This window comes from Shinella sp., assembly GCF_052438155.1.
In the GTDB taxonomy this organism is placed as follows: domain Bacteria; phylum Pseudomonadota; class Alphaproteobacteria; order Rhizobiales; family Rhizobiaceae; genus Shinella.
Genome location: NZ_JBQVPI010000034.1, coordinates 1 through 21,712, shown reverse-complemented (window position 1 = coordinate 21,712; position 21,712 = coordinate 1). Strand labels below are relative to the sequence as shown.

Sequence of the window (21,712 nt, the reverse complement as noted above, 5' to 3'; positions counted from 1 at the left end):
GAGTGACAATGACCGCCAAGCCAATCTACAAACGTGTTCTGCTGAAAGCCTCGGGCGAGGCGCTGATGGGATCGCAGGGCTTCGGTATCGATGTCGCGGTCGCAGACCGCATAGCTTCCGATATCGCGGAAGCCCGCGCACTCGGCGTTGAAGTCGGTGTCGTGGTCGGCGGCGGCAATATCTTCCGCGGTGTGGCCGTGGCCTCCAAGGGCGGCGACCGGGTGACCGGCGACCACATGGGCATGCTGGCGACCATTATCAACGCGCTGGCGCTCGCAACCTCGCTGCGCAAGCTCGACATCGATACGGTGGTCCTTTCCGCGATCGCCATGCCGGAGATCTGCGAGAGCTTTTCGCAGCGCGCGACGCTCTACCACCTGTCGCTCGGTCGCGTGGTGATTTTCGCCGGCGGGACCGGCAATCCGTTCTTCACCACCGATTCGGCCGCTGCCCTTCGCGCGGCCGAAATGGGCGCCGAGGCGATCTTCAAGGGCACGCAGGTCGATGGCATCTATTCCGCCGATCCGAAGAAGGACCCGCACGCCACCCGCTTCGACCGCCTGACGCACAGCGAAGTGCTGGAAAAGGGCCTCGCCGTGATGGACGTCGCTGCCGTTGCGCTGGCGCGCGAAAACCACATTCCGATCATCGTCTTCTCCATCCATGAAAAGGGCGGATTTGCCGAAATATTGACCGGTGGCGGACACGGCACCATCGTAACCGACAACTGATTCTCTTGTGGCTGCACGCCCGATGCGTGCAGCCGTTCCGTGAAAGTGGAGTATTCCGATGAGTGAAGGTATTGACCTGAAAGAACTGAAGCGTCGCATGGACGGCGCGATTACGGCCTACAAGAGCGACATCGCCTCGTTGCGCACCGGCCGCGCCTCGGCCAACGTGCTCGATCCGGTGCAGGTCGAAGCCTATGGTTCGCGCGTGCCGCTGAACCAGGTCGCCAACATCTCCGTTCCGGAGCCGCGCATGCTGTCGGTATCCGTCTGGGACAAGGGCATGGTCGGCGCCGTCGAACGCGGCATCCGCGAATCGAATCTCGGCCTCAACCCGATCATCGACGGCCAGAACCTGCGTATTCCGCTGCCGGAGCTCAACGAAGAGCGCCGCAGGTCGCTCGTCAAGGTCGCTCATGACTATGCCGAGAAGGCAAAGGTGGCGATCCGCCATGTGCGCCGCGACGGCATGGATGATCTAAAAAAAGCCGAAAAGGATGGCAGTATCGGCCAGGACCTGAGCCGCGCCCAATCCGAAAAGGTGCAGAAGATGACGGACGAGACGATTTCCGACGTCGATCGCTTGCTTGCCGAGAAGGAAAGGGAAATCATGCAGGTTTAGGGCGTTCGCCACCTGCATTCATTTCTCTTTTTCGGATTGCTCATGAACCAGCTTTCGCCCAGCACCGTACCGGCCCACGTTGCCATCATCATGGATGGTAACGGCCGCTGGGCGAATGCGCGCGGCCTTCCTCGCGCCATGGGGCATCGCAAGGGCGTGGAAGCCGTACGCGAAGCCGTTAGAACGGCCACCGAATGCGGCGTTTCCTACCTCACGCTCTTTGCCTTTTCCTCGGAAAACTGGAGCCGCCCGCAGAGCGAGGTCTCCGACCTGATGGGGCTGCTCAAGACCTTCATCCGGCGTGACCTCGCGGTACTGCACCGGCAGAACGTGCGCATCCGCATCATCGGCGACAGGGCGAACCTGTCCAGCGATATCCTGCCGCTCCTTCTGGAAGCGGAAGACACGACGCGAGCCAATACCGGAACGACACTGGTGATCGCCTTCAACTACGGTGCGCGTGACGAGATTGCCCGCGCCATGCAGGCCCTTGCAGCCGACGTGGCCGCCGGGCGCCTCGATCCCTCACAGATTACGCCGGAGCGCATCGGCGCATCGCTTGATACGGCTGGCATTCCTGACCCCGACCTCATCATCCGCACCAGTGGCGAGGAACGGCTGTCCAATTTCCTGCTCTGGCAGGGAGCCTATGCCGAACTGATGTTCATTCCCGACTTCTGGCCTGATTTTTCGCGCGAGACCTTTCTGGAGGCCCTGTCGCGTTATGCTGCACGCGAGCGCCGGTTCGGCGGCTTGCAGACGGCAAAGACGCTTGCGGTGGGCTCCTGATGCAGAGTGAACTGCGCCTGCGCATCCTTTCCGGCATCGTGCTTGCCATTGTCGTGCTTGCCGCGACCTGGCTCGGCGGCTTTGCCTTTCGCCTGCTGGCATCAGCCATCGGGCTTCTCGTCTATTATGAGTGGTCGACGATCACGCGCCTGCCGGAGACGGATTTTCGCGCCAATGCGTTCGGCTGGTTTTCGGTTGGGGTCATCGCGCTGCTCGTCGTCTTCGGCTTCGATGAATTCGCCTTGCCTGTGCTGATCGGCGCGACCCTGGTTGGCATCGTCTACGCCCTTGCCCTGAAGGGCAGCGGCTGGCTTGCCGGCGGCATCGTCTATTCCGGCCTGACGGTCATCTCGCTTGCCGCAATCCGGGGCGATACGGCGAATGGCTTTGCGGCGATGATCTTCATCTTCGCCGTCGTCTGGGCGACGGATATCCTTGCCTATTTCATCGGGCGCGCAATTGGTGGGCCGAAACTCGCGCCACCGATCTCGCCCGGAAAAACCTGGTCGGGAGCCATCGGCGGGGCCATATCGGCAGTCATCGCCGGCACATTGGTCCATATGATCTTCTTCCCGCTGAACGGCCTCTGGATACCGATGATTGCGTTTGTGCTCTCGGTCTTCAGCCAGGTCGGCGACCTTTTCGAATCCTTTATCAAGCGCCGATTTGGTGTGAAGGATTCGAGCCGCCTCATTCCGGGACATGGCGGCGTCATGGACCGGGTCGACGGCCTTGTTTTTGCCTGCTTCGCCGCGTTCCTCATTGCGCTAGGCGATGCGCTCGTGTCAGGTGCCGCAAACGCGCCAGCCGGCGTGTTTCTTTTCGGCCCGTAATCACGAAGACTTAAGGATTGGGATCATGGAAATGCTGGCTGGCTCCGTTGGCTTTGTGACGGGCTATATCATTCCCTTCCTGGTCGTGTTGACGCTGATCGTCTTCGTGCATGAGATGGGTCACTACCTGGCTGGGCGTTGGTCTGGAATAGGCATCACAGCCTTCTCCGTTGGCTTCGGCCCGGAGATCTTCGGCTTTAACGACCGGCACGGCACGCGTTGGAAGCTGTCTGCGATCCCGCTTGGCGGCTATGTGAAATTCCTCGGTGACGACGATCCGGCTTCCATTCCGGATTATAACGCCGTTGCGGCGCTACCTGAATCCGTACGCAAGCGCACCTTTCTCGGAGCGGCCCTGTGGAAACGGGCGGTGACCGTTGCCGCCGGACCGATCGCCAATTTCGTGCTCGCCATCGCCATCTTTGCCGTAATGTTCGTCATCTACGGCCGGCAGGTCGCCGACCCTGTCGTTGCAGAAGTTCGACCGGGCAGCGCGGCCGAGGAAGCCGGGGTTCTCCCGGGCGACTTGCTCGTCGCACTCGACGGACACCCCGTGGCAACGTTCGATGACGTGCGCCGCTATGTCAGTGTCCGCCCGGAGCTGAAGATCACCGTCACCGTCCGCCGCGATGGCGCCGAACTCGATCTCCCGGTGGTGCCGCAGCGCGCCGAAATCACCGACCAGTTCGGCAACAAGATCGAACTCGGCCAGATTGGCATCGTGACCAACCAGGAGACCGGCAATTTCCGGGTTATTGAGTATGGTCCGATCGAGGCCGTGGGGCAGGGCGTGCTGCAAAGCTGGCATATCGTGACGGGCACGTTCGACTACCTGTCGAACCTCGTGACGGGCCGCATGAAGGCCGATCAGCTCGGTGGTCCGATCCGTGTTGCGCAGGCTTCAGGCCAGATGGCGACGCTTGGTGTTGCCGCATTGCTGCAACTTGCCGCCGTCCTCTCTGTTTCCATTGGACTTTTGAACCTTATGCCGGTTCCGGTACTTGATGGCGGCCATCTGATGTTCTATGCGGTGGAGGCTATCCGGGGCAGGCCTGTCGGGCCCGGGGCGCAGGAGATCGCATTTCGCATCGGCATGGCGCTGGTGCTCATGCTGATGGTCTTCGCGACCTGGAACGATATATCCATGCTTCTTGGCTGAAAGTTTGCCGGCGCGTCCGGCGGGAATTAAAGGGGGACCGCGGCCCGGCGGGCAGTCTTGCTAAGGCTCTGTTTACCGTAATGAAAAGCATTTAGTGGCCGTAGGGCCACGGTTTGAATTGAAGTAAACAGAAATTAACGCGTGACCTTGCTTGTATGGCAAAAGCGGTTAAAACGGCAAACGTGACCGGAATCGGGTGTAAGCCCGCCGGGACGTTGAAACGAAGGTAAGTAGTGAAGATGAAAGCTGGTTCAAACTTTTTGAACGCCGTGTCGGCCGTTGCATTGTCGGCCAGTATGGTTGTCACGGGCGGCTCTTTTGCCACGCTTGTCTCCGCCACGGCCGCTGAAGCGGCCGTCATCCGCAGCATTCAGGTGCGCGGCGCCGAACGTGTCAGTGCCGATACGGTAAAAGCCAACGTCACGATTACCCCCGGCAAGAATTTCTCGAACACGGACATCGATGCTTCCGTGCGTCGGCTGTTTGCGACCGGCTACTTCTCCGATGTGAAGATCACCGTTTCCGGCAGCACGCTTGTCGTCACCGTCAACGAGAACCAGCTGATCAACCAGGTCGTCATCAACGGCAACCGCAAGATCAAGGATGACAAGCTTCTGCCGCAGCTTCGCTCGCAGTCGCTTGGCCCGTTCAGCCAAACCGCCATCGAGGCCGACATTCAGACGATCCGTGAGGCCTATGCTTCCATCGGCCGTAGCGACGCGACCGTCACCACCGAGACCTATCCGCTCGGCAATGGCCGTGTGAACCTTGCCTTTGTCGTCGATGAGGGTGATCGCACCAAGATTTCGCAGATCAATTTCGTCGGCAATCAGGCCTATAGCAACAGCCGCCTGCAGTCCGTCATCATCACCAAGAAGTCGAACTTCCTGTCGTTCCTGACCCGCAAGGACGTCTACAACGAGGACAAGCTGCGCGCCGACGAAGAAACGCTGCGCCAGTTCTACTTCAATAACGGCTATGCCGACTTCCGCATCGTTTCGGCCGAGGCCGTCCTTGACGAGACGACCAACGAATATGTCATCACCTTCACGGTCGATGAAGGTCAGCGTTATGACTTCGGTCAGATGAATGTCGAATCGACAGTCGAAGGTATTGATTCTCAAGAGTTGCAAGGGCTGATCGAATCTCGCCCCGGCAAGACGTACCGCGCCAAGGACGTCCAGGACACGATGTCCGAGATTTCCCAGCGGGTTGCGGCAAAGGGTTACCCCTTCGCCCGCGTCACGCCGCGCGGCAATCGCGATCCGGGTTCCAGCACGATTGCTGTCGACTATCTGGTTGACCAGGGCGAGCGGGCTTATGTCGAGCGCATCGAGATTCGCGGCAACACCCGCACGCGCGATTATGTTATCCGTCGTGAATTCGATATCGGCGAAGGTGATGCCTTCAACCAGGATGTCATCGCGCGCGCAAAGCGTCGCCTTGAGGCACTTGGCTATTTCTCGACCGTCAACATTTCTACAGCGCCAGGCAGTGAGGCCGACCGCGTTGTCGTGGTTGTCGATGTTCAGGACCAGTCGACCGGTTCGTTCGGTATCGGTGCCGGTTATGAAACGGGCGACAAGGGCGGCCTGAAGCTCGAGGCCTCGATCGAAGAGAGGAACTTCCTTGGCCGCGGCCAGTATATTCGCGTTTCTGCCGGTGCCGGCAAGAATTCCCGCGATTACAACCTTTCGTTCACGGAGCCTTACTTCCTTGGCTACCGCCTCGCAGCCGGTTTTGATATCTTCAGCAATGAAGACCGCAGCGAAGATTTCTATGACCTGAATACCCGCGGCTTCAACCTGCGTATGACGGCTCCGATCACGGAAGACCTGTCGACGACATTGCGCTACAGCTACGCAAAGCTCGATTACAAGACCTCGCTGGACTTTGATGATCCGGATGACAGGGAAGAGTTGTCCAGCCCGTACTGGGATGTGGTCAACAATGGTCCGTGGGTTCGTTCTGCAATCGCGCATAGCGTGACATTCGATACCATCGATGATCGCACGCTCCCGCGCGACGGCATTTTTGCTCAGGTCACGCAGGAGTTTGCGGGGCTGGGCGGTGATTCCGAGTTCTACAAGATTTCGGGTAAGGCGCGTTACTATCATACGCTTCTGGAAGACGCCGATGTCATCGGCTCGATCTCCGTCAGCGGCGGCCACATGTGGGGCTTTGGCGACACCAAGGTCTATGACCAGTTTAACCTGTCGGGAAGCGATTTGCGCGGCTTTGAATCCAGCGGGATCGGCCCGCGGGCAACGTCGACGGGCGATGCGCTCGGCGGTACGACCTACTTCACGGCCTCTGCAGAAGCGTCCTTCCCGCTGCCATTCGTGCCGCGTGACGCTGGCTTCCGTGGTGCGTTCTTCGCCGATGCTGGCACGGTCTACGGCAACGACGTCAAGATCAACCAATTTGGCATGGACGACAAGGTCAAGGGTACGGACATGACCCTGCGTGCTGCCGTCGGCGCCTCCATCATCTGGGCGTCGCCGTTCGGTCCGCTGCGCTTCGATTATGCGATCCCGGTCAAGAAGGAAGACTTCGACGAGACGCAGCGCTTCAAGTTCGGCATCGCGACCCAGTTCTAAGACGGGCAGTCCAGAACTGCGCAAAACGGACGTTCTGGAGTCATCGCGTGATGGAACATAACTGGTTTTTTCCGCCCCATGATGGTATTCGTCTGGGTGACCTGGCGGTAGTGCTTGGGGCGGAGCTAGCGGATAGCGCGCATGCCGACCGCATTGTGCGGACTGTTTCACCCGTAAATCGGGCGAAGAACGGCGATCTCTGTTACATTCTCTCCCGTAAATTCCGCAATGAGCTCGCGACAAGCGAGGCAAGCGCGATCCTTTGTGACCGCGCGTTCGTCTCCCTCATTCCGCCCCACATCGCCATCCTCGTTTCCGCGCGTCCCCACACTGCTTTTGCGCGCGCCGGTGAACTGTTGCATCCTTCGGCCATGCGACCAGAGGGGATGACATCTGCTGCGGCTGGGGTCGCCCCCAGTGCCTATGTCGATCCCGAAGCACGCCTCGAACCCGATGTTTCCGTCGAGCCCATGGCCGTCATCGGCAAGGGCGCCGAGATCGGCGAGGGCACGCGCATCGGCCCCGGGGCGATCATTGGTGCTGGTGTCAGGATCGGCCGCAACTGCACCATCGCCGCGGGTGCGACCGTGCAGTACGCGTTGATCGGCAACGATGTCATCATTCATCCGGGCGCCCGCATCGGCCAGGACGGGTTCGGCTATGCGCCGGGCCTCAAGCCGGGCATGATCAAGATCGTCCAGATCGGCCGCGTCATCATTCAGGACAATGTGGAGATCGGCGCCAACACGACGATCGACCGCGGCACGATGGACGATACGGTCATCGGCGAGGGGACCAAGATCGATAACCAGGTCCAGGTCGGTCACAATGTGCGCATCGGTCGCCATTGCGGCATCGTCAGCAAGGTCGGCATCGCTGGCAGCACACGCATCGGTGATGGCGTCATGATCGGCGGTGCGTCGGGCATCAACGGTCATATCACCATTGGCGATGGCGTACAGATTGCCGCGATGAGCGGCGTCGTCGCCGATGTTCCGGCTGGCGAAAAATATGGCGGCGTCCCGGCGCGGCCCATGCGCGAGTTCCTGCGCGATATGGCGGAGATCGCCTTGCGTTCCAGTACCCGAGTCCAGAAAAAGGGGGGCAATGATGAGTGAAGAGACCAAGGCAACGCTCGGCGTGGCTGACCTGCGGGAAATCTTGACGCTGCTTCCCCATCGTTATCCTTTCCTTCTCGTCGACAAGATCATCGAGATCGACGGCGACGAATCGGCGATCGGCATCAAGAACGTCACCGTCAACGAGCCGCATTTCATGGGGCATTTCCCGGATCATCCGATCATGCCGGGCGTGCTCCTGATCGAAGGCATGGCGCAAACCGCAGGCGCGATCTGCGCGCGCAAATCGCGCGTCGGCAGCAACCTCGTCTACTTCATGACGATCGACAACGCCCGCTTCCGCAAGCCGGTCGTGCCCGGCGACCGCGTCGAGTACCACGTCACGAAGCAGAAGCAGCGCGGCAATATCTGGAAGTTTCACTGCGACGCAAAAGTTGATGGGCAACTCGTCGCGGAAGCTGATATCGGCGCGATGATCGTGAAAAAGGAAGACGCCTGAAAATGATTGCTGCCAGCGCGAAGATCCACCCGCTTTCCGTCATCGAGGACGGCGCTGTCATCGGTGAGAACGTTGTCGTCGGGCCCTTCTGCCATGTCGGTCCCAAGGTCGTTCTCGGCGAGGGCGTGGAGCTTCTGACGCATGTGGTTGTGACCGGGCGGACCGTCATCGGCCGCGGCACGCGCATTTTCGCCAATGCTGTGATCGGCGGTGATCCGCAGAGCGTGAATCACGACGGGGCGGAAACCACGCTTTCCGTCGGCGCCATGTGTGTCATCCGCGAAGGCGTGACAATGAACACCGGCACGACCGAAGGCGGCGGCAAGACGGTGGTGGGCGACAACAACCTGTTCCTCGCCAACTCGCATGTCGCGCATGATTGCCAGCTCGGCAACCACATCATCCTGTCGAACAATGTCATGCTCGCCGGTCACGTCACGATCGAGGACCGGGTCATTCTTGGCGGCGGTTCCGCCGTGCACCAGTTCACGCGCATCGGCCGCCAGGCGTTCATCGGCGGTCTTTCGGGCGTGTCCTACGATGTGATCCCCTACGGCATGCTGAACGGCAATCCCGGCATTCTGGGTGGCCTCAACGTTGTTGGCATGAGCCGTGGCGGCATGGAGAAGGCGACGATCCACCAGGTCCGTCGCGCCTTCAAGCAGATTTTCGAGGGCGAAGGCTCCATCCGCGTCAATGCCGCTGCGATCCGCGACGAATATGCGGGCAGCGAACCGGTCATTCACATCCTTGACTTCATCGCCGCCGACAGTGACCGCGCGCTGTCCTCCCCGAACCGGGGTAACAAGGGCTGAGTGGCATGACGGATGGCCGGCCCGTACAACGTGACCGGCTGGCTATCATTGCCGGCGGAGGGCTCCTGCCACGCTATGTCGCCGACGCGGCCCGCGCCCGTGGCGAAAATCCCTATATTCTCGCGCTCACCGACGAGTCCGGAGAGGACTGGTCCGGTTTCGACCACCAGGTGATCTCTATCGGTAATTATGCCGGTATCGGTGCGGCGTTCCGCGCCAAGGGCATCGGCCGCGCGGTGCTGTCTGGCTCCGTCCGCCGCCGCCCCGAATGGCGCGACATCCATGCACCGTTCAAGGCACTGCTCGCGCTCCCGTCCGTTGTTCGCACACTGCTGAAGGGCGGTGACGACGCCGTGCTCAAGATGGTTATTCGCCTGATTGAAAGCGAAGGTGTGCATGTCGTCGGTGCGCATGAAATCGTGCCAAACCTTCTGGGGAGCGAAGGCCCCCTTGGCGCCGTTGCACCGGATGCGGCGGCTGAAGCCGATATTGCCGCCGCCGCCGCTGCCGCACTGGCACTCGGCCGGCTGGATGTGGGGCAGGGTGCCGTTGCGCTTGGCGGTCGCGTGGTCGCGCTGGAAGGGGCGGAAGGCACGGATGCGATGCTGGAGCGTGTGGCGCAGCTGCGCGCTTCGGGCCGCATCTCTGCGCGTCGTAAGGGCGTGCTGGTCAAGCTCTGCAAACCCGAGCAGGATCTCCGGGCCGACCTGCCGTCGATCGGCGTCGAGACGTTGCGGCGCGCCCGCGCAGCAGGCCTCGCTGGTATCGCTGTCGAGGCGGGGCGGTCGCTGGTGCTGGAGCGCGAGGCGCTTGTCGCGGAAGCGGATGCGCACGGCCTTTTCGTCACGGGCATCGTGCCGGGAAGGGTGGAGAACCAGCGATGACGGATACGGCACTGAAGGTCGGCGTGATTGCCGGCGAGGTATCGGGCGACCTGCTCGGCGGTGATCTGATCGCAGCCTTGCGCGAAGCCCATGGCGGCTCGATCGAACTCGTTGGCGTCGGCGGGGAGGCGCTGGAACGGCAGGGGCTCACCTCCCTGTTCGACTTTTCCGAACTTTCCATCATGGGCATATCGCAGGTGCTGAAGCGCCTGCCATCCCTGCTGCGGCGCATTCGCCAGACGGCGGACGCGATCATCGCCGAGCGCCCGGACGTGTTGGTCATCATCGACAGCCCGGATTTCACCCATCGCGTCGCGCGCCGTGTCCGCAAAGCCCTGCCGGGCCTGCCGGTGGTCAATTATGTCTGCCCGAGCGTATGGGCCTGGAAGGAAGAGCGCGCGCCACGCATGCGCGCCTATGTCGACCATGTCCTGGCGTTGCTGCCTTTCGAACCGGCTGTCATGGAGCGCCTCGGCGGCCCTGCAACGACTTACGTCGGTCACCGGTTGATCAGCGATCCTGACGTCCAGCGGGTCCGCGCGGCGCGCCTAGCGCAGACGGATCACACTTCCGACGCGCGTCTTTGCCTGCTGTTGCCCGGCTCCCGCGCAACCGAGATTACCCGTCTGCTGCCGGTCTTTGCCGATGCGGCGCGGGAGATGACGGCGCGCAATCCCGCCACCCGTTTTGTGCTGCCGACCGTGCCGCGCCAGGAAGCGCTTGTGCGCAAGCTGACGGCCGACTGGCCGGTGAAGCCGCAGATCACCGTCTCGACTGCGGAAAAGTGGCAGGCTTTCGCAGAGGCCGATGCGGCGATTGCGGCGTCAGGCACCGTCATTCTCGAATTGGCTCTGGCCCGTGTACCGGTCGTTTCCACCTACCGCTTCGACTGGCTCGCCAACCTCTTCCTCCGCAAGATCAAAATCTGGACCGCCGCAATTCCCAACCTCATTGCGGATTACACCGTCGTGCCGGAATATCTCAACGAACAGGTACGCCCGGGCAGCCTCACGCGTTGGTTCGAGCGGCTTTCCCGCGATACGACCGAACGTCGCGCCATGCTGGAAGGTTATGACCTCGTGCATGAAAGCATGCGAACCGTCCGCCCGCCCGGCGAAACCGGCGCGGCGGTCATTCTCGATCTTCTCGCAACAAAAAAGCCCGGTCGAAACTGACCGGGCTTTTTCATTTCATCTTTTCGCTATCAGCGCTTGGAAACTGGCACGTAATCGCGCTTCGGTTCGCCGATATAGAGCTGGCGCGGGCGGCCGATGCGCTGTTCCGGATCTTCGATCATCTCGTTCCACTGGGCGATCCAGCCGACCGTGCGGGCGAGCGCGAAGAGCACGGTGAACATGGTGGTGGGGAAGCCCAGCGCCTTCAGCGTGATGCCGGAGTAGAAGTCGATGTTCGGATAGAGCTTCTTCTCGATGAAGTACTCGTCCGTCAGCGCGATGCGCTCGAGTTCCATCGCGACTTCCAGCATCGGATCGTCCTTGATGCCGAGCTCGTTGAGAACCTCGTGCGTCGTCTTCTGCATGATGCGCGCGCGCGGATCGTAGTTCTTGTAAACGCGGTGGCCAAAGCCCATCAGACGGAACGGATCGTTCTTGTCCTTGGCGCGGGCGACATATTCCGGAATACGATCGACCGAACCGATTTCGGCGAGCATGTTCAGGGCCGCTTCGTTGGCGCCGCCATGCGCTGGGCCCCAGAGGCAGGCAATGCCGGCCGCGATGCAGGCGAACGGGTTGGCGCCCGACGAGCCGGCGAGGCGCACTGTGGAGGTCGACGCGTTCTGCTCATGATCGGCATGCAGGATGAAGATGCGATCCATGGCGCGAGCCAGAACCGGGTTCGCCACATAGTCTTCGCACGGCACGGCAAAACACATGCGCAGGAAGTTCGACGCATAGTCGAGGTCGTTCTTCGGGTAAACGAAGGGCTGGCCGATATGGTATTTGTAGGCCATGGCGGCGATCGTCGGCATCTTGGCGATCATGCGCAGCGATGCAACCATGCGCTGGTGCGGGTCGGTGATGTCGGTCGAGTCGTGATAGAAAGCCGAGAGCGCGCCGACACAGCCGCACATGACGGCCATCGGGTGGGCGTCACGGCGGAAGCCGGTGAAGAAGCGCGACATCTGCTCGTGCACCATGGTGTGGTGCGTGACGCGGTGGTCGAAGTCATCCTTCTGCGCCTTGGTCGGCAGTTCGCCGTACAACAGCAGGTAGCAGGCTTCGAGGAAATCGCCGTGTTCGGCCAGCTGCTCGATCGGATAACCGCGGTGCAGCAGAACGCCTTCGTCACCATCGATATAGGTGATCTTCGATTCGCAAGAGGCGGTGGAGGTGAAGCCGGGATCGTAGGTGAAGGTGCCGGTATTCTTGTACAGCGTGCCGATGTCGATCACATCGGGGCCGATCGTACCGGATCGCGTCGGCAAGTCCACCGTCTTGCCACCGACCGACACACCCGCGCTAGTTCCTGTCATAACGATCCTCCGTTGTTTCCAATGGTGGCACGAAGCTGTGCCGTATCCATGAACATGCTCGTTTTGCTAACCCATTTGTCCGATGCTGCCAAGCAATACGAAAGGCAAATTGTGCATTGCGAAAACAGGCTTTCCGGCAACGCAATATCTACCCTTTCCATGAAGTTGCAAGCAACTTTTGAGGGTGCTTTCCTCGATGCGGAGGGCGCATCCTTTATGCCCGGCTTAGCGTTTTCGACGCGTACTGCAGATTGAAGATTTCTCCATTCGATTGCATAGTGCCAGTGGGAACGGGTGGGGCCGAGCCATGGCCAGGATCGACATCGCGGAACGGTGGACGGCGTCCGAGGCTGATGCCTGGCGCGGTGCGCCCGCCGAGGAAACTCCACCGGTCGCGCCACTTGAAAAACCACGCCGGCTGGTCTTCGTTCTTCTCCTGCGTGCCGCCAGTCATCTCTACGAACGCCTTGCAAGGCGGCAAACGCTGGCAGCCGCCTTTGCCGAGGAGCGCGCGCACGGTCATTTCCTCCTCTTCGTTCCAGTCTTCCTCGGTGCGGGCGCCGCGCTGTGGTTTTCCGCAGAGTCGGATCCGTCGCCCTATGCGCTGATCCTGCTTGCCTGTGCAGCGCTCTGGCCCGCCTTGCGGTTGCGGCATCGCGAAGGCCTCGTGGCGCTCGCGGCGGGTGGCGCGTTCCTCATCCCGCTCGGCATGCTGCTTGCTGCTGCCGAGACCGCCCGCCTTGGCACCATCATCCTGGATGCGCCGGTGACAACGGAGGTGAGGGGCCGCGTCCTTTCTCGCGAGAGCGACGATCGCGGTGCAATCCGCTATCGCATTGCACTCGAAACCACGCGCGAGCCCACCCTGAAGCGCGCGCCCGGCGTGGTTACGCTACTCGCCCGAAGCCGGCATGAGCCGATTGCCATCGGCGGCGGCATTGCGGGGCGCGCGCGCCTTGGCCCACCCTCTGGTCCTGCGTTGGCGGGGCTCAACGACTTCACCTTCGATGCGTATTTCGCCGGCACGGGCGCTGTTGGCTACTTTTACAGAGCGCCCACCGCCGTGGCGGTAGACGAACCCGGGCTGGACGACAGGATACGGCAACGGATCGCCGCATGGCGAAACAACCTCACCGAGCATATTCGGGGACGCATCGGCGGGGACGCGGGGGCCATCGCCGCTGCCCTTGTCACCGCGGAGCAGCGGGCGATCGGGGAGGATACGGTGGAAGCGCTGCGGCAGGCGGGCCTTGCCCATGTCCTCGCCATTTCCGGACTGAACATGGTGCTCGCCGCCGGGACCTTCCTCGTCGGTGCGCGCATGCTGATGGCGCTGATTCCAGGCTTTGCAGAGCGCTACCCGACCAAAAAGTTCGCGGCCGGCGGCGCCCTGGTGATGGTGACGCTCTACATTCTGGTTTCGGGTGGCGCGATCTCCGCGGTGCGGTCCTGGATCATGATCTGCGTGATGCTCATCGCCGTCCTCTTCGGGCGAGCGGCCATCAGCCTGCGCAACGTGGCGATCTCGGCGATCCTCATCCTGCTGGTCACGCCCTCTGCCGTGACGAATCCCGGTTTTCAAATGTCCTACGCCGCAACGCTCGGCCTTGTTGCCGGCTACGCCGCGTGGCGCGAGCGTCCGGTTCAGCGCGAAAGCCGGGGAGGGCCGTTTGCGCTCTTTGGCGGCGCTGCCGGCCGCTTCTTCGGCGGACTCATCCTCTCCTTGCTGATCGGCGGCTTTGCGACACTGATCTACTCCATCGGCCATTTTCACCGCATCCCGGCCTGTGGGCTTGCTGGCAACCTGCTGGCCATGCCGTTGATCAGCGTCATCGTCATGCCCTTCGGTCTCATCGCCGTTCTCCTGATGCCCTTTGGCCTCGATGCCATTCCCTTTGCGATCATGGGCAAGGGCATCGAGTGGATGATCATGCTTTCGACATGGGTTGCTAGCTGGAAGGGCGAGGTCGTCACCGGCCGCATCCCTGAGATCGCCTTCCTGCTCATCGGCATCGGCGGCGGCCTTGTCTGCCTTCTGCGGACCCGGCTGCGCCACGCCGGCACGCTTCTCGTCGTCTTCGGTATCCTTGTCGCCTGCTGGCCCGGCGGAGGCACGAGGCCGGAGATTCTCGTGTCGGAAGATGGCCGCCTGGTTGCGATTCTGCTTGGCGAAAAAGCAGCGGTCAACCGCGCCAGCCCCCCGGATTTCATCTACGCGCAATGGCGGCGCGCCCTTCGCCTCGACGGATTGATGAAACCTGAAATTCGTAAAACGGACGGACTGGCGGTGGAAGCCAAGAACGCAGAGCCCACAAACAAGGTCAGGCAGAAGCGGCCCCGCCGAAAAGCGGACCGGCAAAAGGCCAAAGCAGCCATGGCCGCAGCACTCGATGCAGCCCGCATCCGCACCGGCTTCATCTGCGAGACAAAAGCCTTTTGCGCCGCTGTTTCACCCAGCGGATGGCGTATCGTGGCGCTGGAAGACCTCGCCTTCCTCGGTACGGCGTGCGACGGGCGGATCTCGTCATCGTGCCGGTGGCAATCCGGCTGGAGACTTGCCGCTCAGGTGCGCGCCTCATCACGGTTCGACATTTGAGGCAGACCGGCGCCCTGGAAATCCAGTCGGCGGTCGATCAAGCACACCCCGTCGTCTCCGACACCCTCTTTGGCTCGGCCGTCGAAACGCTTCACCGCCCCTGGTCACGACACCGCACATACGATTGGCGCACAGCTACTTATGACGCTGGCAAGGGCGATTAAAGCATGTCGCGATATTTCAGCTTCACGTCTCGCGCTTTGGGTATCCGATTTTTCGCATGTCGCTCTGGCGCTGCACGCGCTTACGCGACAGGCTTTAATGGTAGCGGCGAATGAGGCCGACGAGCTTGCCCTGGATCTTGACGCGATCCGGCCCGAAAATACGGGTTTCGTAGGCCGGATTGGCGGCCTCAAGCGCAATCGATGCACCCTTGCGGCGGAAGCGCTTCAGCGTCGCTTCCTCATCATCGACCAGCGCCACGACGATTTCACCGGGATTGGCAGTGTTCGTATTGCGAATGATGACAGTGTCGCCGTCGAGGATACCGGCCTCGATCATCGAATCGCCCTTGACCTCCAGCGCATAATGCTCCCCGCCACCGATCATTTCTGCAGGCACAGTGATTTCATGGGTATTGTTCTGGATGGCCGAGATGGGCACACCCGCCGCGATACGCCCCATGACCGGCACGGAAACGGAGGAGGGCATGTCTGCCTGGCTTGACGTGCGCTGGGGCGGCGCAGCTGTTACCTGTTGCTTCCCGAGACTCCCCTCGATGACGGCCGGGGAAAAGCCGCGTCGCGGTTGCAGGCTGGGCGAATACGCCTCCGGAAGCTTGATGACTTCCAGTGCGCGTGCGCGATTGGGCAGGCGACGAATGAAGCCTCGCTCTTCGAGTGCCGTAATCAGCCGGTGGATACCCGATTTCGATGCAAGATCCAGAGCATCCTTCATTTCGTCGAAAGATGGCGGTATGCCAGATTCCTTCATCCGTTCATGGATGAACAAGAGAAGTTCCTGTTGCTTACGTGTCAACATCGCCGCCCACTCCAGAATCGCGAAACAAATATAGAACATACACTATCTGTTCCATATGTGTTCTGCAAGAGCCGCGCCTGCAGAGGCTGTGTTGGTGGCGTGGAAATTAATCCAGATTTCGGTCCTTGAAATGGCGACAATTAATCTAGATTCCAATACAATAAGGTTCTGAAATTTCGATACTTTTTCGCGACGAAACCGCCAGAATCACCAAAAGTGTGACTTTTAAATTCAGCTAGCCTTCTATGCTATTGATTTCGTTTAATAATAATAACTTATTCGATGTTTCTAAGTTCCATAATACTCCATCTTGCGGATTTGGCTATTGAACACGGTTTGTGGCATTTAGCTCAACGATGAGTTCCAAAATGTTGGCTGGTTCGGCGTCGCGAAATTCATCAACATGAATAGCCCTGAGATTTGTAGACGTCTTCCTTCCTAAATTTGAGGTAGTAGGCGGATATGGGCAAAGCTAATTTCAGCGACGATTTTAAGCGTGACGCGGTGCGTCAGATCACTGAGCGGGGCTATCCGGTTTCGGAAGTTTCGCAGCGGCTGGGTGTCAACCAGCATTCTCTCTATGAGTGGAAGAAGAAGTTTTCTTCGACGCCCGGTGAGCAGGGTAGTTACCAGGCAAAAGAGATCAGGTGGCTCAAGAAGGAGCTGGCGCGTCTCACCCAGGAACGCGACATATTATAAAAAATGCCACCGTGTATTTCGCTAGGGATGCAAAGTAAAGTACGCGTTCATTGCCCAGCATCAACAGCGGTTTTCGGTGCGAATGATGTGCCGCCTGTTCCGCATCCATCCCGGCGGGTTTTATGCTTGGCTTCGGATGCCGTTGAGCAAGCGTGCCTGCGAGGACAAGCGGCAGATCGATCTGCTCCAGACGGCTTGGGAAGAGATCGGCAAGGTCTACAGCTATCACAAGCTTCATGACGACCTGCTCGATCACGGCGAGACATGCTGCCCCAACCGGGCTGCCCGCCTGACCCGGATTGCCGGTATCAAGGCTCAGATCGGCTACAAACGCCGTCCCAGCGTCTATGGTGGCAGACCTTCCGTTGTCATCGACAACACGCTGGATCGGCAATTCGACGTCGAGGCTCCAGACAAGGTCTGGGTCACCGACATCATCTACATCCGTACCAGCGAAGGTTTTGCCTATCTGGCCGTCGTCATAGATCTTTATTCCCGGTGACCTTCCCCTGAACTTTCCTCCGGCAGCGATTAGAGCCTCGGCGGTTTTTGATACGCCAAATGGCGCGGTGTGAGCAACCGGCTCCAACGCTACGCGAAGCTTCCACATCGCGTAGCGTTGGAGCCGGTTGCGGCGATGATCCCGGCATAGTCTGCCGGGGTCTGGTATCCGAGCAATGAGTGCGGCCGGAAATTGTTGTAATCGTCCGCCTATTCCGCGATGGCGCTGCGGGCGTGGTCGAGGCCGAAGAACAGGCTCTCATTGAGCAACTCGTCGCGCATGCGGCCGTTGAAGCTCTCGATATATCCATTCTGCATTGGCTTTCCTGGCGCGATGTAGTGCCACTCGACCTTATGATCCTTCGACCAGGCAAGGATGGCATTCGAGGTCAGTTCGGTCCCATTGTCGGAGACAATCATGCCGGGCTTGCCTCGCCGTTCAATAAGCGTCGTCAGTTCTCGTGCGACACGACGACCGGAGATCGATGTGTCCGAGATTGCCGCCAAGCATTCGCGCGTGACGTCGTCGACAACGTTGAGCACACGCAAGCGTCTGCCGCAGGAGAACTGGTCGTGAACGAAATCCAGCGACCAGCGGGCATTTGCCTTTGCTTCGACGAGGATCGGCGCACGGGTGCCGACAGCGCGCCGCCTGGCTTTCCGCTTGCGTACAGAAAGACCTTCCTCCCGATACAGTCGGTAGATGCGATTGACGCCGGACCGCTCTCCATCACGCCGAAGCAGAATGAACAGCCGTCGGTATCCGAAACGCCGGCGCTCATTGGCCAGATCTCGGAGCTTCGCCCGCAGCTCGACTTCAGGCGGTCGGCAGGATCGGTAGCGAACCATCTTGCGGTCGGCGGATATAATCTGGCAGGCCCGCCGTTCCGAAAGCCCCATAACGGCCTTCAGATGCGTGACCGCGTCACGCTTGGCGGCGGGCCCTACCACTTTTTTGAAAGAAGCTCGCGGAGCGCGGCAACGTCCAGCATCTGCTCGGCCAGCAACTTCTTCAGCTTGGCGTTTTCCTCTTCGAGCGCCTTCAAGCGCTTCGCCTCGGACACTTCCATGCCGCCGTATTTGGCCTTCCAGTTGTAAAACGTCGCTTCTGAAATTCCGTGCCTGCCGCACAGGTCGGCCGCCTTCGCTCCAGCCTCCTGTTCACGCAAAACACCGATAATCTGCTCTTCCGTAAATCTCTGCTTCTTCATGCGTCCGTCCTTCAATGGGCCGGACGCTAATCAATTCTGGAGGAAATTCGCAGCGGCAGGTCAATCGGGATGCTGTCGCTCGTCGAGTTCGAGAAACAGCAGAAAACCTAACCCGAGAACGTCTACGAAACGCGGGGCTATTCAGACCTTGACTGCCACCATGTCTTTCTGGACTTGCTCACCCAAGCGGATACCCGCATCGAAGCGCCCCGCGACGATATCGGTCAGTCCTTGGGATCATCAAATATGCCGCACAGCAGAGCCGCGTAAGGCTAAGTGCGGATCAGCTCGATTATGCTCAGCCGGCACGGCTCAAGAACCGTATCGACTATTGTGAAATAGACGAGCTGACTGCCATGTACAAAGCGGCTATGGGCAAATGCCATACGTCGCGGGAGGGGCGTAAGGGCTGGCTCGAGGAGATGGAAGCGCGCGGCGGGTCGATTGAGGATCGCCCGACCGTGAAGTGTCAGCGTGTGGCGGCGCATATCGGCAAGTTCATTGTTGTTGCCGCCTGGACGGGGACGCGCGCAGCGCGCATCCAGGATGCATCGTTTGTCCGTGAGCCAGGTCGTCCGTGGATCGATCTGAAGAAGGTAATCTTCTATCGATCGGCGCTCGGAGAGGACGTCGCGGCAAACAAGAGAGCAGACCCCGTCCTATTGCCTGATCGTCTCGTTCATCTGATGAGGAAATGGCACGAGGTAGACGGCTGCTGCTACCTTATCGAATACCAAGGTCGACCAGTGGATTGCCGGAAAGGCTTTTACACACTCAAAAGTGAGGTGTTGCCCCCGGAACACGCAAAGGTATTGAACAGACGCAGTCTCAAGCACACAGCATATTGAGGGAAGGGGTGTCGATTGAGGCTGTCGCCCATTACGTATCGACGACGCCTGAGGCTATCCGGCAGGTCTATGCCCAGCTGATTCCTGGCGAGTATTCCGAGGTTCATAAGGTGCTAAACCGCAAAGGCCCTCGAAAGCAGCGGCCGGGCGAACCTGATGAAAAGAAAGCGACTTGACTCCTCTCGAGCATCCGGCCATTGGTCGAATGTTCTCGTTCGAGGGGAGTCGGATTTGCCGCCAACTTACCGCCAGCGGAACAACGGAATTTAGCGGGAACGAACGGGCATTATCGGGCGTTTCCAGATATCAACAATGCCGATTTCGTAGGCAGTGTCACTGCTTTGAGACCAGAGGGTCGGGAGTTCGAATCTCTCCACTCCGACCATCTGCGAGCGTCTTGATGGCAAATGCTCTTCCGGTCATTCCCCCTTTACGGAATCTGGGTTATGCATTCTCGGACGCGCGACGGCACAACGGTGCGCCTTTATGCGAGAATTCTGGAGCCGCTTCGATGACCGCGAAGATCTATCGTCCCGCCAAGACCGCCATGCAGTCCGGCAAGGCCAAGACTAACCTCTGGGTTTTGGAGTTCGACGCCGAAACGCCGCGGACGATCGATCCGATTATGGGCTATACGAGCTCCGGCGACATGTACCAGCAGGTCAAGCTCACTTTCGAAACCAGCGAAGAGGCAATTGCCTACGCGACACGCAACGGCATCGAATATCGCCTGATCGAGCCCAAGGAAGCGACCCGCAAGCGCGTCGCCTATCCGGATAACTTTCGCTTCAACCGTATGCAGCCCTGGACCCACTAAAGTTCACCGGCGCCACCGGTAACGGCCCCTTAGCTCAGCTGGATAGAGCATCTGCCTTCTAAGCAGAATGTCGCAGGTTCGAGCCCTGCAGGGGTCGCCAACACACTATTTAAGATGTTGATTTCACTACAGGTGCGACCGAGTAGGGTCAAAGGTGCGACCTACATTCTGTTCGACAGGCGTTCCGACGCGCCTCGCGCCAACTTCTTTTTCTCGGCTTCCCTCGTGTATGTCTCTGCCATGGTGAGACGAGACCAGCCATACATCGCCATCAGCTCGTGGGCAGTCGCACCTTCGTCAGCAGCTATCGTGGCGCCCGCCTTTCGCAGCCCGTGTGCACGGCATTCGTCCGGCAGACCCGCGAGTGTGCATTGCTTTGCAAACCAATTCCCAAATGATGCGCCGGAGCTGAACGGCTTTCCTCGTTCCGTAGTAAGGAAGGCCAGATCGCCGGTCGGCGTCGCGTCAATTGATTCCTGTAGGTGCTTGAAAACCGGGAGATGAACCCAGACGCCGGTCTTCTGAGTTCGCAGGGATATCACCCCATCCTTCATATGCTGGCGTCCGACTACCACGGATCCGAACGGCGCAGTCCAAGGAAGAGCATGATGTCGATCGCGAGCCGCGGCTTCGTCCCAAGCTTGTGATGCGCCCGGTATTTCTCCACTTGTTCGACCGACCATGCGTGAAAGCCATCGGTCTTTATCGTGACCTTTGAGACGCCGGAAACCGGGTTGGTTTCAAGGTGCTTTGCCTCCACGGCCCACTTGAAAAGGTGGCTCATGGTCTTCAGGAAGTTGTTCGCCGCGTTCGGGGTCGCGGCTCTCTTGTCTATGCCCTTTTTTATGTTGGCGCGAGATATGGCGCCGTAGGGCATTTCGGCAACCTTCGGGTCCTTCAGAACTGCGATCAGCATATTGTCCCGAGCTTGCCGGGTTAGAGGGGCAAGGGCGGAGAAGGCGGCGCTTCGTTTGTACTGCCCGACCAGCCACTTGAATGTGCCGGTCTTTGGCTTAAGTGGCTCTGGCGAGGCAGAGCTGCCGGTCAATGCCCGTTCGTATGCTGCATTGAACTGCGGTGTGCCATATTCGTCCGGCAACCGAACGCGTTTCCCATGGCGTTTGAAATACCAAACCCATCGATCGTGTCTGGTTTTTTCGTGGGACAGAAATGGCTTGCGGGGCATGTCCGCCATCAGAAGGCTATGTCCTCATATTTGACAAGCCGTTCGACCTTGTGATTATCGGGGATATCGGGGGAAATTCGGAAAATCTTCCCGTTGACCTCGACTCGCACGCCTTCTTTCTTGGCGATGGATGCCATACGCCGAAGCTCCGCCTGTTTTATGAGGGCCGGCGCCGTCATTCTCCCGGCTCCTTCGATCGATCATGCTCGATCGCGCTGTCTTCGCTCATCGTCCGCCAGTCGGGCCAGGAACGGGCCATGTTCTTCCGCTGCTTGGCGAGGAGAGCCGGCAAGTTCATCGGAGCCATCTCGTTTCTTCTCAGTAATGACCCTGTCCATGACAAGTTCTCCATCAACACGAGAACAATGGCA

The 21,712-nt window shown here is 60.0% G+C and carries 21 protein-coding genes, 1 tRNA gene and 3 pseudogenes; 17 read left to right on the top strand and 8 right to left on the bottom strand.

What is annotated here, in order from left to right; translation table 11 throughout:
* Positions 1–8 precede the first annotated feature (8 nt).
* From pyrH to lpxB, 11 genes are all read left to right on the top strand, one after another.
* Entirely contained in the window at positions 9–731 is a 723-nt protein-coding gene (gene pyrH, locus ACT6VE_RS30505) for a UMP kinase (RefSeq protein ID WP_444802001.1), read from the top strand.
* Positions 732–789: 58 nt separating this feature from the next.
* Positions 790–1,350: a ribosome recycling factor gene (gene frr / locus ACT6VE_RS30500; protein ID WP_444802000.1), complete on the top strand. Its 561-nt coding sequence runs from the start codon at positions 790–792 to the stop codon at positions 1,348–1,350.
* Positions 1,351–1,392: 42 nt separating this feature from the next.
* The gene (locus tag ACT6VE_RS30495) at positions 1,393–2,139 is read left to right on the top strand and encodes an isoprenyl transferase (RefSeq protein WP_444801999.1); all 747 of its coding nucleotides are present in this window, start codon (positions 1,393–1,395) and stop codon (positions 2,137–2,139) included.
* Entirely contained in the window at positions 2,139–2,972 is an 834-nt protein-coding gene (locus ACT6VE_RS30490; RefSeq protein WP_444801998.1) for a phosphatidate cytidylyltransferase, read from the top strand. Before ACT6VE_RS30495 ends, ACT6VE_RS30490 begins: the two co-directional genes overlap by 1 nt.
* Positions 2,973–2,997: 25 nt before the next feature.
* Positions 2,998–4,131 carry an RIP metalloprotease RseP gene (gene rseP / locus ACT6VE_RS30485; RefSeq protein WP_444801997.1) on the top strand — a complete coding sequence of 378 codons (1,134 nt, stop codon included), beginning with the start codon at positions 2,998–3,000 and terminating at the stop codon, positions 4,129–4,131.
* Positions 4,132–4,370: 239 nt separating this feature from the next.
* Entirely contained in the window at positions 4,371–6,731 is a 2,361-nt protein-coding gene (bamA, locus tag ACT6VE_RS30480) for an outer membrane protein assembly factor BamA (RefSeq protein ID WP_444801996.1), read from the top strand.
* Between the two features lie 50 nt (positions 6,732–6,781).
* Positions 6,782–7,849 (top strand): UDP-3-O-(3-hydroxymyristoyl)glucosamine N-acyltransferase, encoded by a 1,068-nt coding sequence (gene lpxD / locus ACT6VE_RS30475; RefSeq protein WP_444802022.1) that lies wholly within the window; start codon positions 6,782–6,784, stop codon positions 7,847–7,849.
* Entirely contained in the window at positions 7,842–8,309 is a 468-nt protein-coding gene (gene fabZ, locus ACT6VE_RS30470; RefSeq protein WP_444801995.1) for a 3-hydroxyacyl-ACP dehydratase FabZ, read from the top strand. Before lpxD ends, fabZ begins: the two co-directional genes overlap by 8 nt.
* Entirely contained in the window at positions 8,306–9,124 is an 819-nt protein-coding gene (gene lpxA, locus ACT6VE_RS30465; RefSeq protein WP_444802021.1) for an acyl-ACP--UDP-N-acetylglucosamine O-acyltransferase, read from the top strand. The genes fabZ and lpxA overlap by 4 nt, the downstream gene beginning before the upstream one ends.
* A 5-nt stretch (positions 9,125–9,129) precedes the next feature.
* Positions 9,130–10,008, top strand: coding sequence for an LpxI family protein (locus ACT6VE_RS30460; RefSeq protein ID WP_444801994.1), 879 nt, complete (start codon positions 9,130–9,132; stop codon positions 10,006–10,008).
* The gene (lpxB, locus tag ACT6VE_RS30455) at positions 10,005–11,183 is read left to right on the top strand and encodes a lipid-A-disaccharide synthase (RefSeq protein WP_444801993.1); all 1,179 of its coding nucleotides are present in this window, start codon (positions 10,005–10,007) and stop codon (positions 11,181–11,183) included. The genes ACT6VE_RS30460 and lpxB overlap by 4 nt, the downstream gene beginning before the upstream one ends.
* A 29-nt stretch (positions 11,184–11,212) precedes the next feature.
* Here the strand turns inward: lpxB and gltA are convergent, their stop codons facing one another.
* The gene (gltA, locus tag ACT6VE_RS30450; protein WP_444801992.1) at positions 11,213–12,502 is read right to left on the bottom strand and encodes a citrate synthase; all 1,290 of its coding nucleotides are present in this window, start codon (positions 12,500–12,502) and stop codon (positions 11,213–11,215) included.
* A 48-nt stretch (positions 12,503–12,550) separates the two neighbouring features.
* On the opposite strand from gltA, the gene ACT6VE_RS30445 reads away from it, so the two are divergent.
* Together ACT6VE_RS30445 and ACT6VE_RS30440 are read left to right on the top strand one after the other, a co-directional pair.
* Entirely contained in the window at positions 12,551–12,757 is a 207-nt protein-coding gene (locus ACT6VE_RS30445; RefSeq protein ID WP_444801991.1) for a hypothetical protein, read from the top strand.
* Positions 12,758–12,809: 52 nt separating this feature from the next.
* On the top strand, positions 12,810–15,098 hold the full coding sequence (locus ACT6VE_RS30440; protein WP_444801990.1) for a ComEC/Rec2 family competence protein: 2,289 nt from the start codon (positions 12,810–12,812) through the stop codon (positions 15,096–15,098).
* 258 nt (positions 15,099–15,356) lie between these two features.
* Here the strand turns inward: ACT6VE_RS30440 and lexA are convergent, their stop codons facing one another.
* Entirely contained in the window at positions 15,357–16,079 is a 723-nt protein-coding gene (gene lexA / locus ACT6VE_RS30435) for a transcriptional repressor LexA (RefSeq protein ID WP_444801989.1), read from the bottom strand.
* A gap of 462 nt (positions 16,080–16,541) precedes the next feature.
* Here lexA and ACT6VE_RS30430 point away from each other — a divergent pair.
* Positions 16,542–17,277: pseudogene (locus tag ACT6VE_RS30430) on the top strand (IS3 family transposase); the annotation flags it as partial.
* Between the two features lie 146 nt (positions 17,278–17,423).
* On the opposite strand, the pseudogene ACT6VE_RS30425 reads toward ACT6VE_RS30430, so the two are convergent.
* Both ACT6VE_RS30425 and ACT6VE_RS30420 read right to left on the bottom strand, forming a co-directional pair.
* Positions 17,424–18,490: pseudogene (locus ACT6VE_RS30425) on the bottom strand (IS3 family transposase); the annotation flags it as partial.
* A gap of 144 nt (positions 18,491–18,634) precedes the next feature.
* A pseudogene (locus ACT6VE_RS30420) lies at positions 18,635–18,724 on the bottom strand (LysR family transcriptional regulator); the annotation flags it as partial.
* A 122-nt stretch (positions 18,725–18,846) separates the two neighbouring features.
* Here ACT6VE_RS30420 and ACT6VE_RS30415 point away from each other — a divergent pair.
* From ACT6VE_RS30415 to ACT6VE_RS30405, 3 genes are all read left to right on the top strand, one after another.
* The gene (locus ACT6VE_RS30415; RefSeq protein WP_444801988.1) at positions 18,847–19,338 is read left to right on the top strand and encodes a hypothetical protein; all 492 of its coding nucleotides are present in this window, start codon (positions 18,847–18,849) and stop codon (positions 19,336–19,338) included.
* A 511-nt stretch (positions 19,339–19,849) separates the two neighbouring features.
* The gene (locus ACT6VE_RS30410; protein WP_444801987.1) at positions 19,850–20,155 is read left to right on the top strand and encodes an ETC complex I subunit; all 306 of its coding nucleotides are present in this window, start codon (positions 19,850–19,852) and stop codon (positions 20,153–20,155) included.
* Positions 20,156–20,178: 23 nt separating this feature from the next.
* Positions 20,179–20,255: transfer RNA gene (locus ACT6VE_RS30405), tRNA-Arg, on the top strand.
* Between the two features lie 61 nt (positions 20,256–20,316).
* Here ACT6VE_RS30405 and ACT6VE_RS30400 read toward each other — a convergent pair.
* The 4 genes from ACT6VE_RS30400 to ACT6VE_RS30385 form a co-directional block, all read right to left on the bottom strand.
* Positions 20,317–20,709: a tyrosine-type recombinase/integrase gene (locus ACT6VE_RS30400; RefSeq protein WP_444801986.1), complete on the bottom strand. Its 393-nt coding sequence runs from the start codon at positions 20,707–20,709 to the stop codon at positions 20,317–20,319.
* A 14-nt stretch (positions 20,710–20,723) separates the two neighbouring features.
* Positions 20,724–21,350, bottom strand: coding sequence for a hypothetical protein (locus ACT6VE_RS30395; protein ID WP_444801985.1), 627 nt, complete (start codon positions 21,348–21,350; stop codon positions 20,724–20,726).
* The gene (locus tag ACT6VE_RS30390; RefSeq protein ID WP_444801984.1) at positions 21,350–21,520 is read right to left on the bottom strand and encodes a hypothetical protein; all 171 of its coding nucleotides are present in this window, start codon (positions 21,518–21,520) and stop codon (positions 21,350–21,352) included. Before ACT6VE_RS30390 ends, ACT6VE_RS30395 begins: the two co-directional genes overlap by 1 nt.
* On the bottom strand, positions 21,517–21,712 hold a 196-nt coding region (locus ACT6VE_RS30385; RefSeq protein ID WP_444801983.1), incomplete at its 5' end, for a dATP/dGTP pyrophosphohydrolase domain-containing protein. The genes ACT6VE_RS30385 and ACT6VE_RS30390, both read right to left, overlap by 4 nt.

Coding starts and splice junctions, on each gene's coding strand:
- ACT6VE_RS30490 (WP_444801998.1), top strand. CDS start 2,139: ATGCAGAGTGAACTGCGCCTGCGCATCCTTTCCGGCATCGTGCTTGCC.
- bamA (WP_444801996.1), top strand. CDS start 4,371: ATGAAAGCTGGTTCAAACTTTTTGAACGCCGTGTCGGCCGTTGCATTG.
- fabZ (WP_444801995.1), top strand. CDS start 7,842: ATGAGTGAAGAGACCAAGGCAACGCTCGGCGTGGCTGACCTGCGGGAA.
- ACT6VE_RS30495 (WP_444801999.1), top strand. CDS start 1,393: ATGAACCAGCTTTCGCCCAGCACCGTACCGGCCCACGTTGCCATCATC.
- gltA (WP_444801992.1), bottom strand. CDS start 12,502: ATGACAGGAACTAGCGCGGGTGTGTCGGTCGGTGGCAAGACGGTGGAC.
- rseP (WP_444801997.1), top strand. CDS start 2,998: ATGGAAATGCTGGCTGGCTCCGTTGGCTTTGTGACGGGCTATATCATT.
- ACT6VE_RS30415 (WP_444801988.1), top strand. CDS start 18,847: ATGTACAAAGCGGCTATGGGCAAATGCCATACGTCGCGGGAGGGGCGT.
- ACT6VE_RS30390 (WP_444801984.1), bottom strand. CDS start 21,520: ATGACGGCGCCGGCCCTCATAAAACAGGCGGAGCTTCGGCGTATGGCA.
- lexA (WP_444801989.1), bottom strand. CDS start 16,079: ATGTTGACACGTAAGCAACAGGAACTTCTCTTGTTCATCCATGAACGG.
- ACT6VE_RS30460 (WP_444801994.1), top strand. CDS start 9,130: ATGACGGATGGCCGGCCCGTACAACGTGACCGGCTGGCTATCATTGCC.
- ACT6VE_RS30440 (WP_444801990.1), top strand. CDS start 12,810: ATGGCCAGGATCGACATCGCGGAACGGTGGACGGCGTCCGAGGCTGAT.
- lpxD (WP_444802022.1), top strand. CDS start 6,782: ATGGAACATAACTGGTTTTTTCCGCCCCATGATGGTATTCGTCTGGGT.
- ACT6VE_RS30410 (WP_444801987.1), top strand. CDS start 19,850: ATGACCGCGAAGATCTATCGTCCCGCCAAGACCGCCATGCAGTCCGGC.
- ACT6VE_RS30395 (WP_444801985.1), bottom strand. CDS start 21,350: ATGGCGGACATGCCCCGCAAGCCATTTCTGTCCCACGAAAAAACCAGA.
- frr (WP_444802000.1), top strand. CDS start 790: ATGAGTGAAGGTATTGACCTGAAAGAACTGAAGCGTCGCATGGACGGC.
- lpxB (WP_444801993.1), top strand. CDS start 10,005: ATGACGGATACGGCACTGAAGGTCGGCGTGATTGCCGGCGAGGTATCG.
- pyrH (WP_444802001.1), top strand. CDS start 9: ATGACCGCCAAGCCAATCTACAAACGTGTTCTGCTGAAAGCCTCGGGC.
- ACT6VE_RS30445 (WP_444801991.1), top strand. CDS start 12,551: ATGAACATGCTCGTTTTGCTAACCCATTTGTCCGATGCTGCCAAGCAA.
- ACT6VE_RS30400 (WP_444801986.1), bottom strand. CDS start 20,709: ATGAAGGATGGGGTGATATCCCTGCGAACTCAGAAGACCGGCGTCTGG.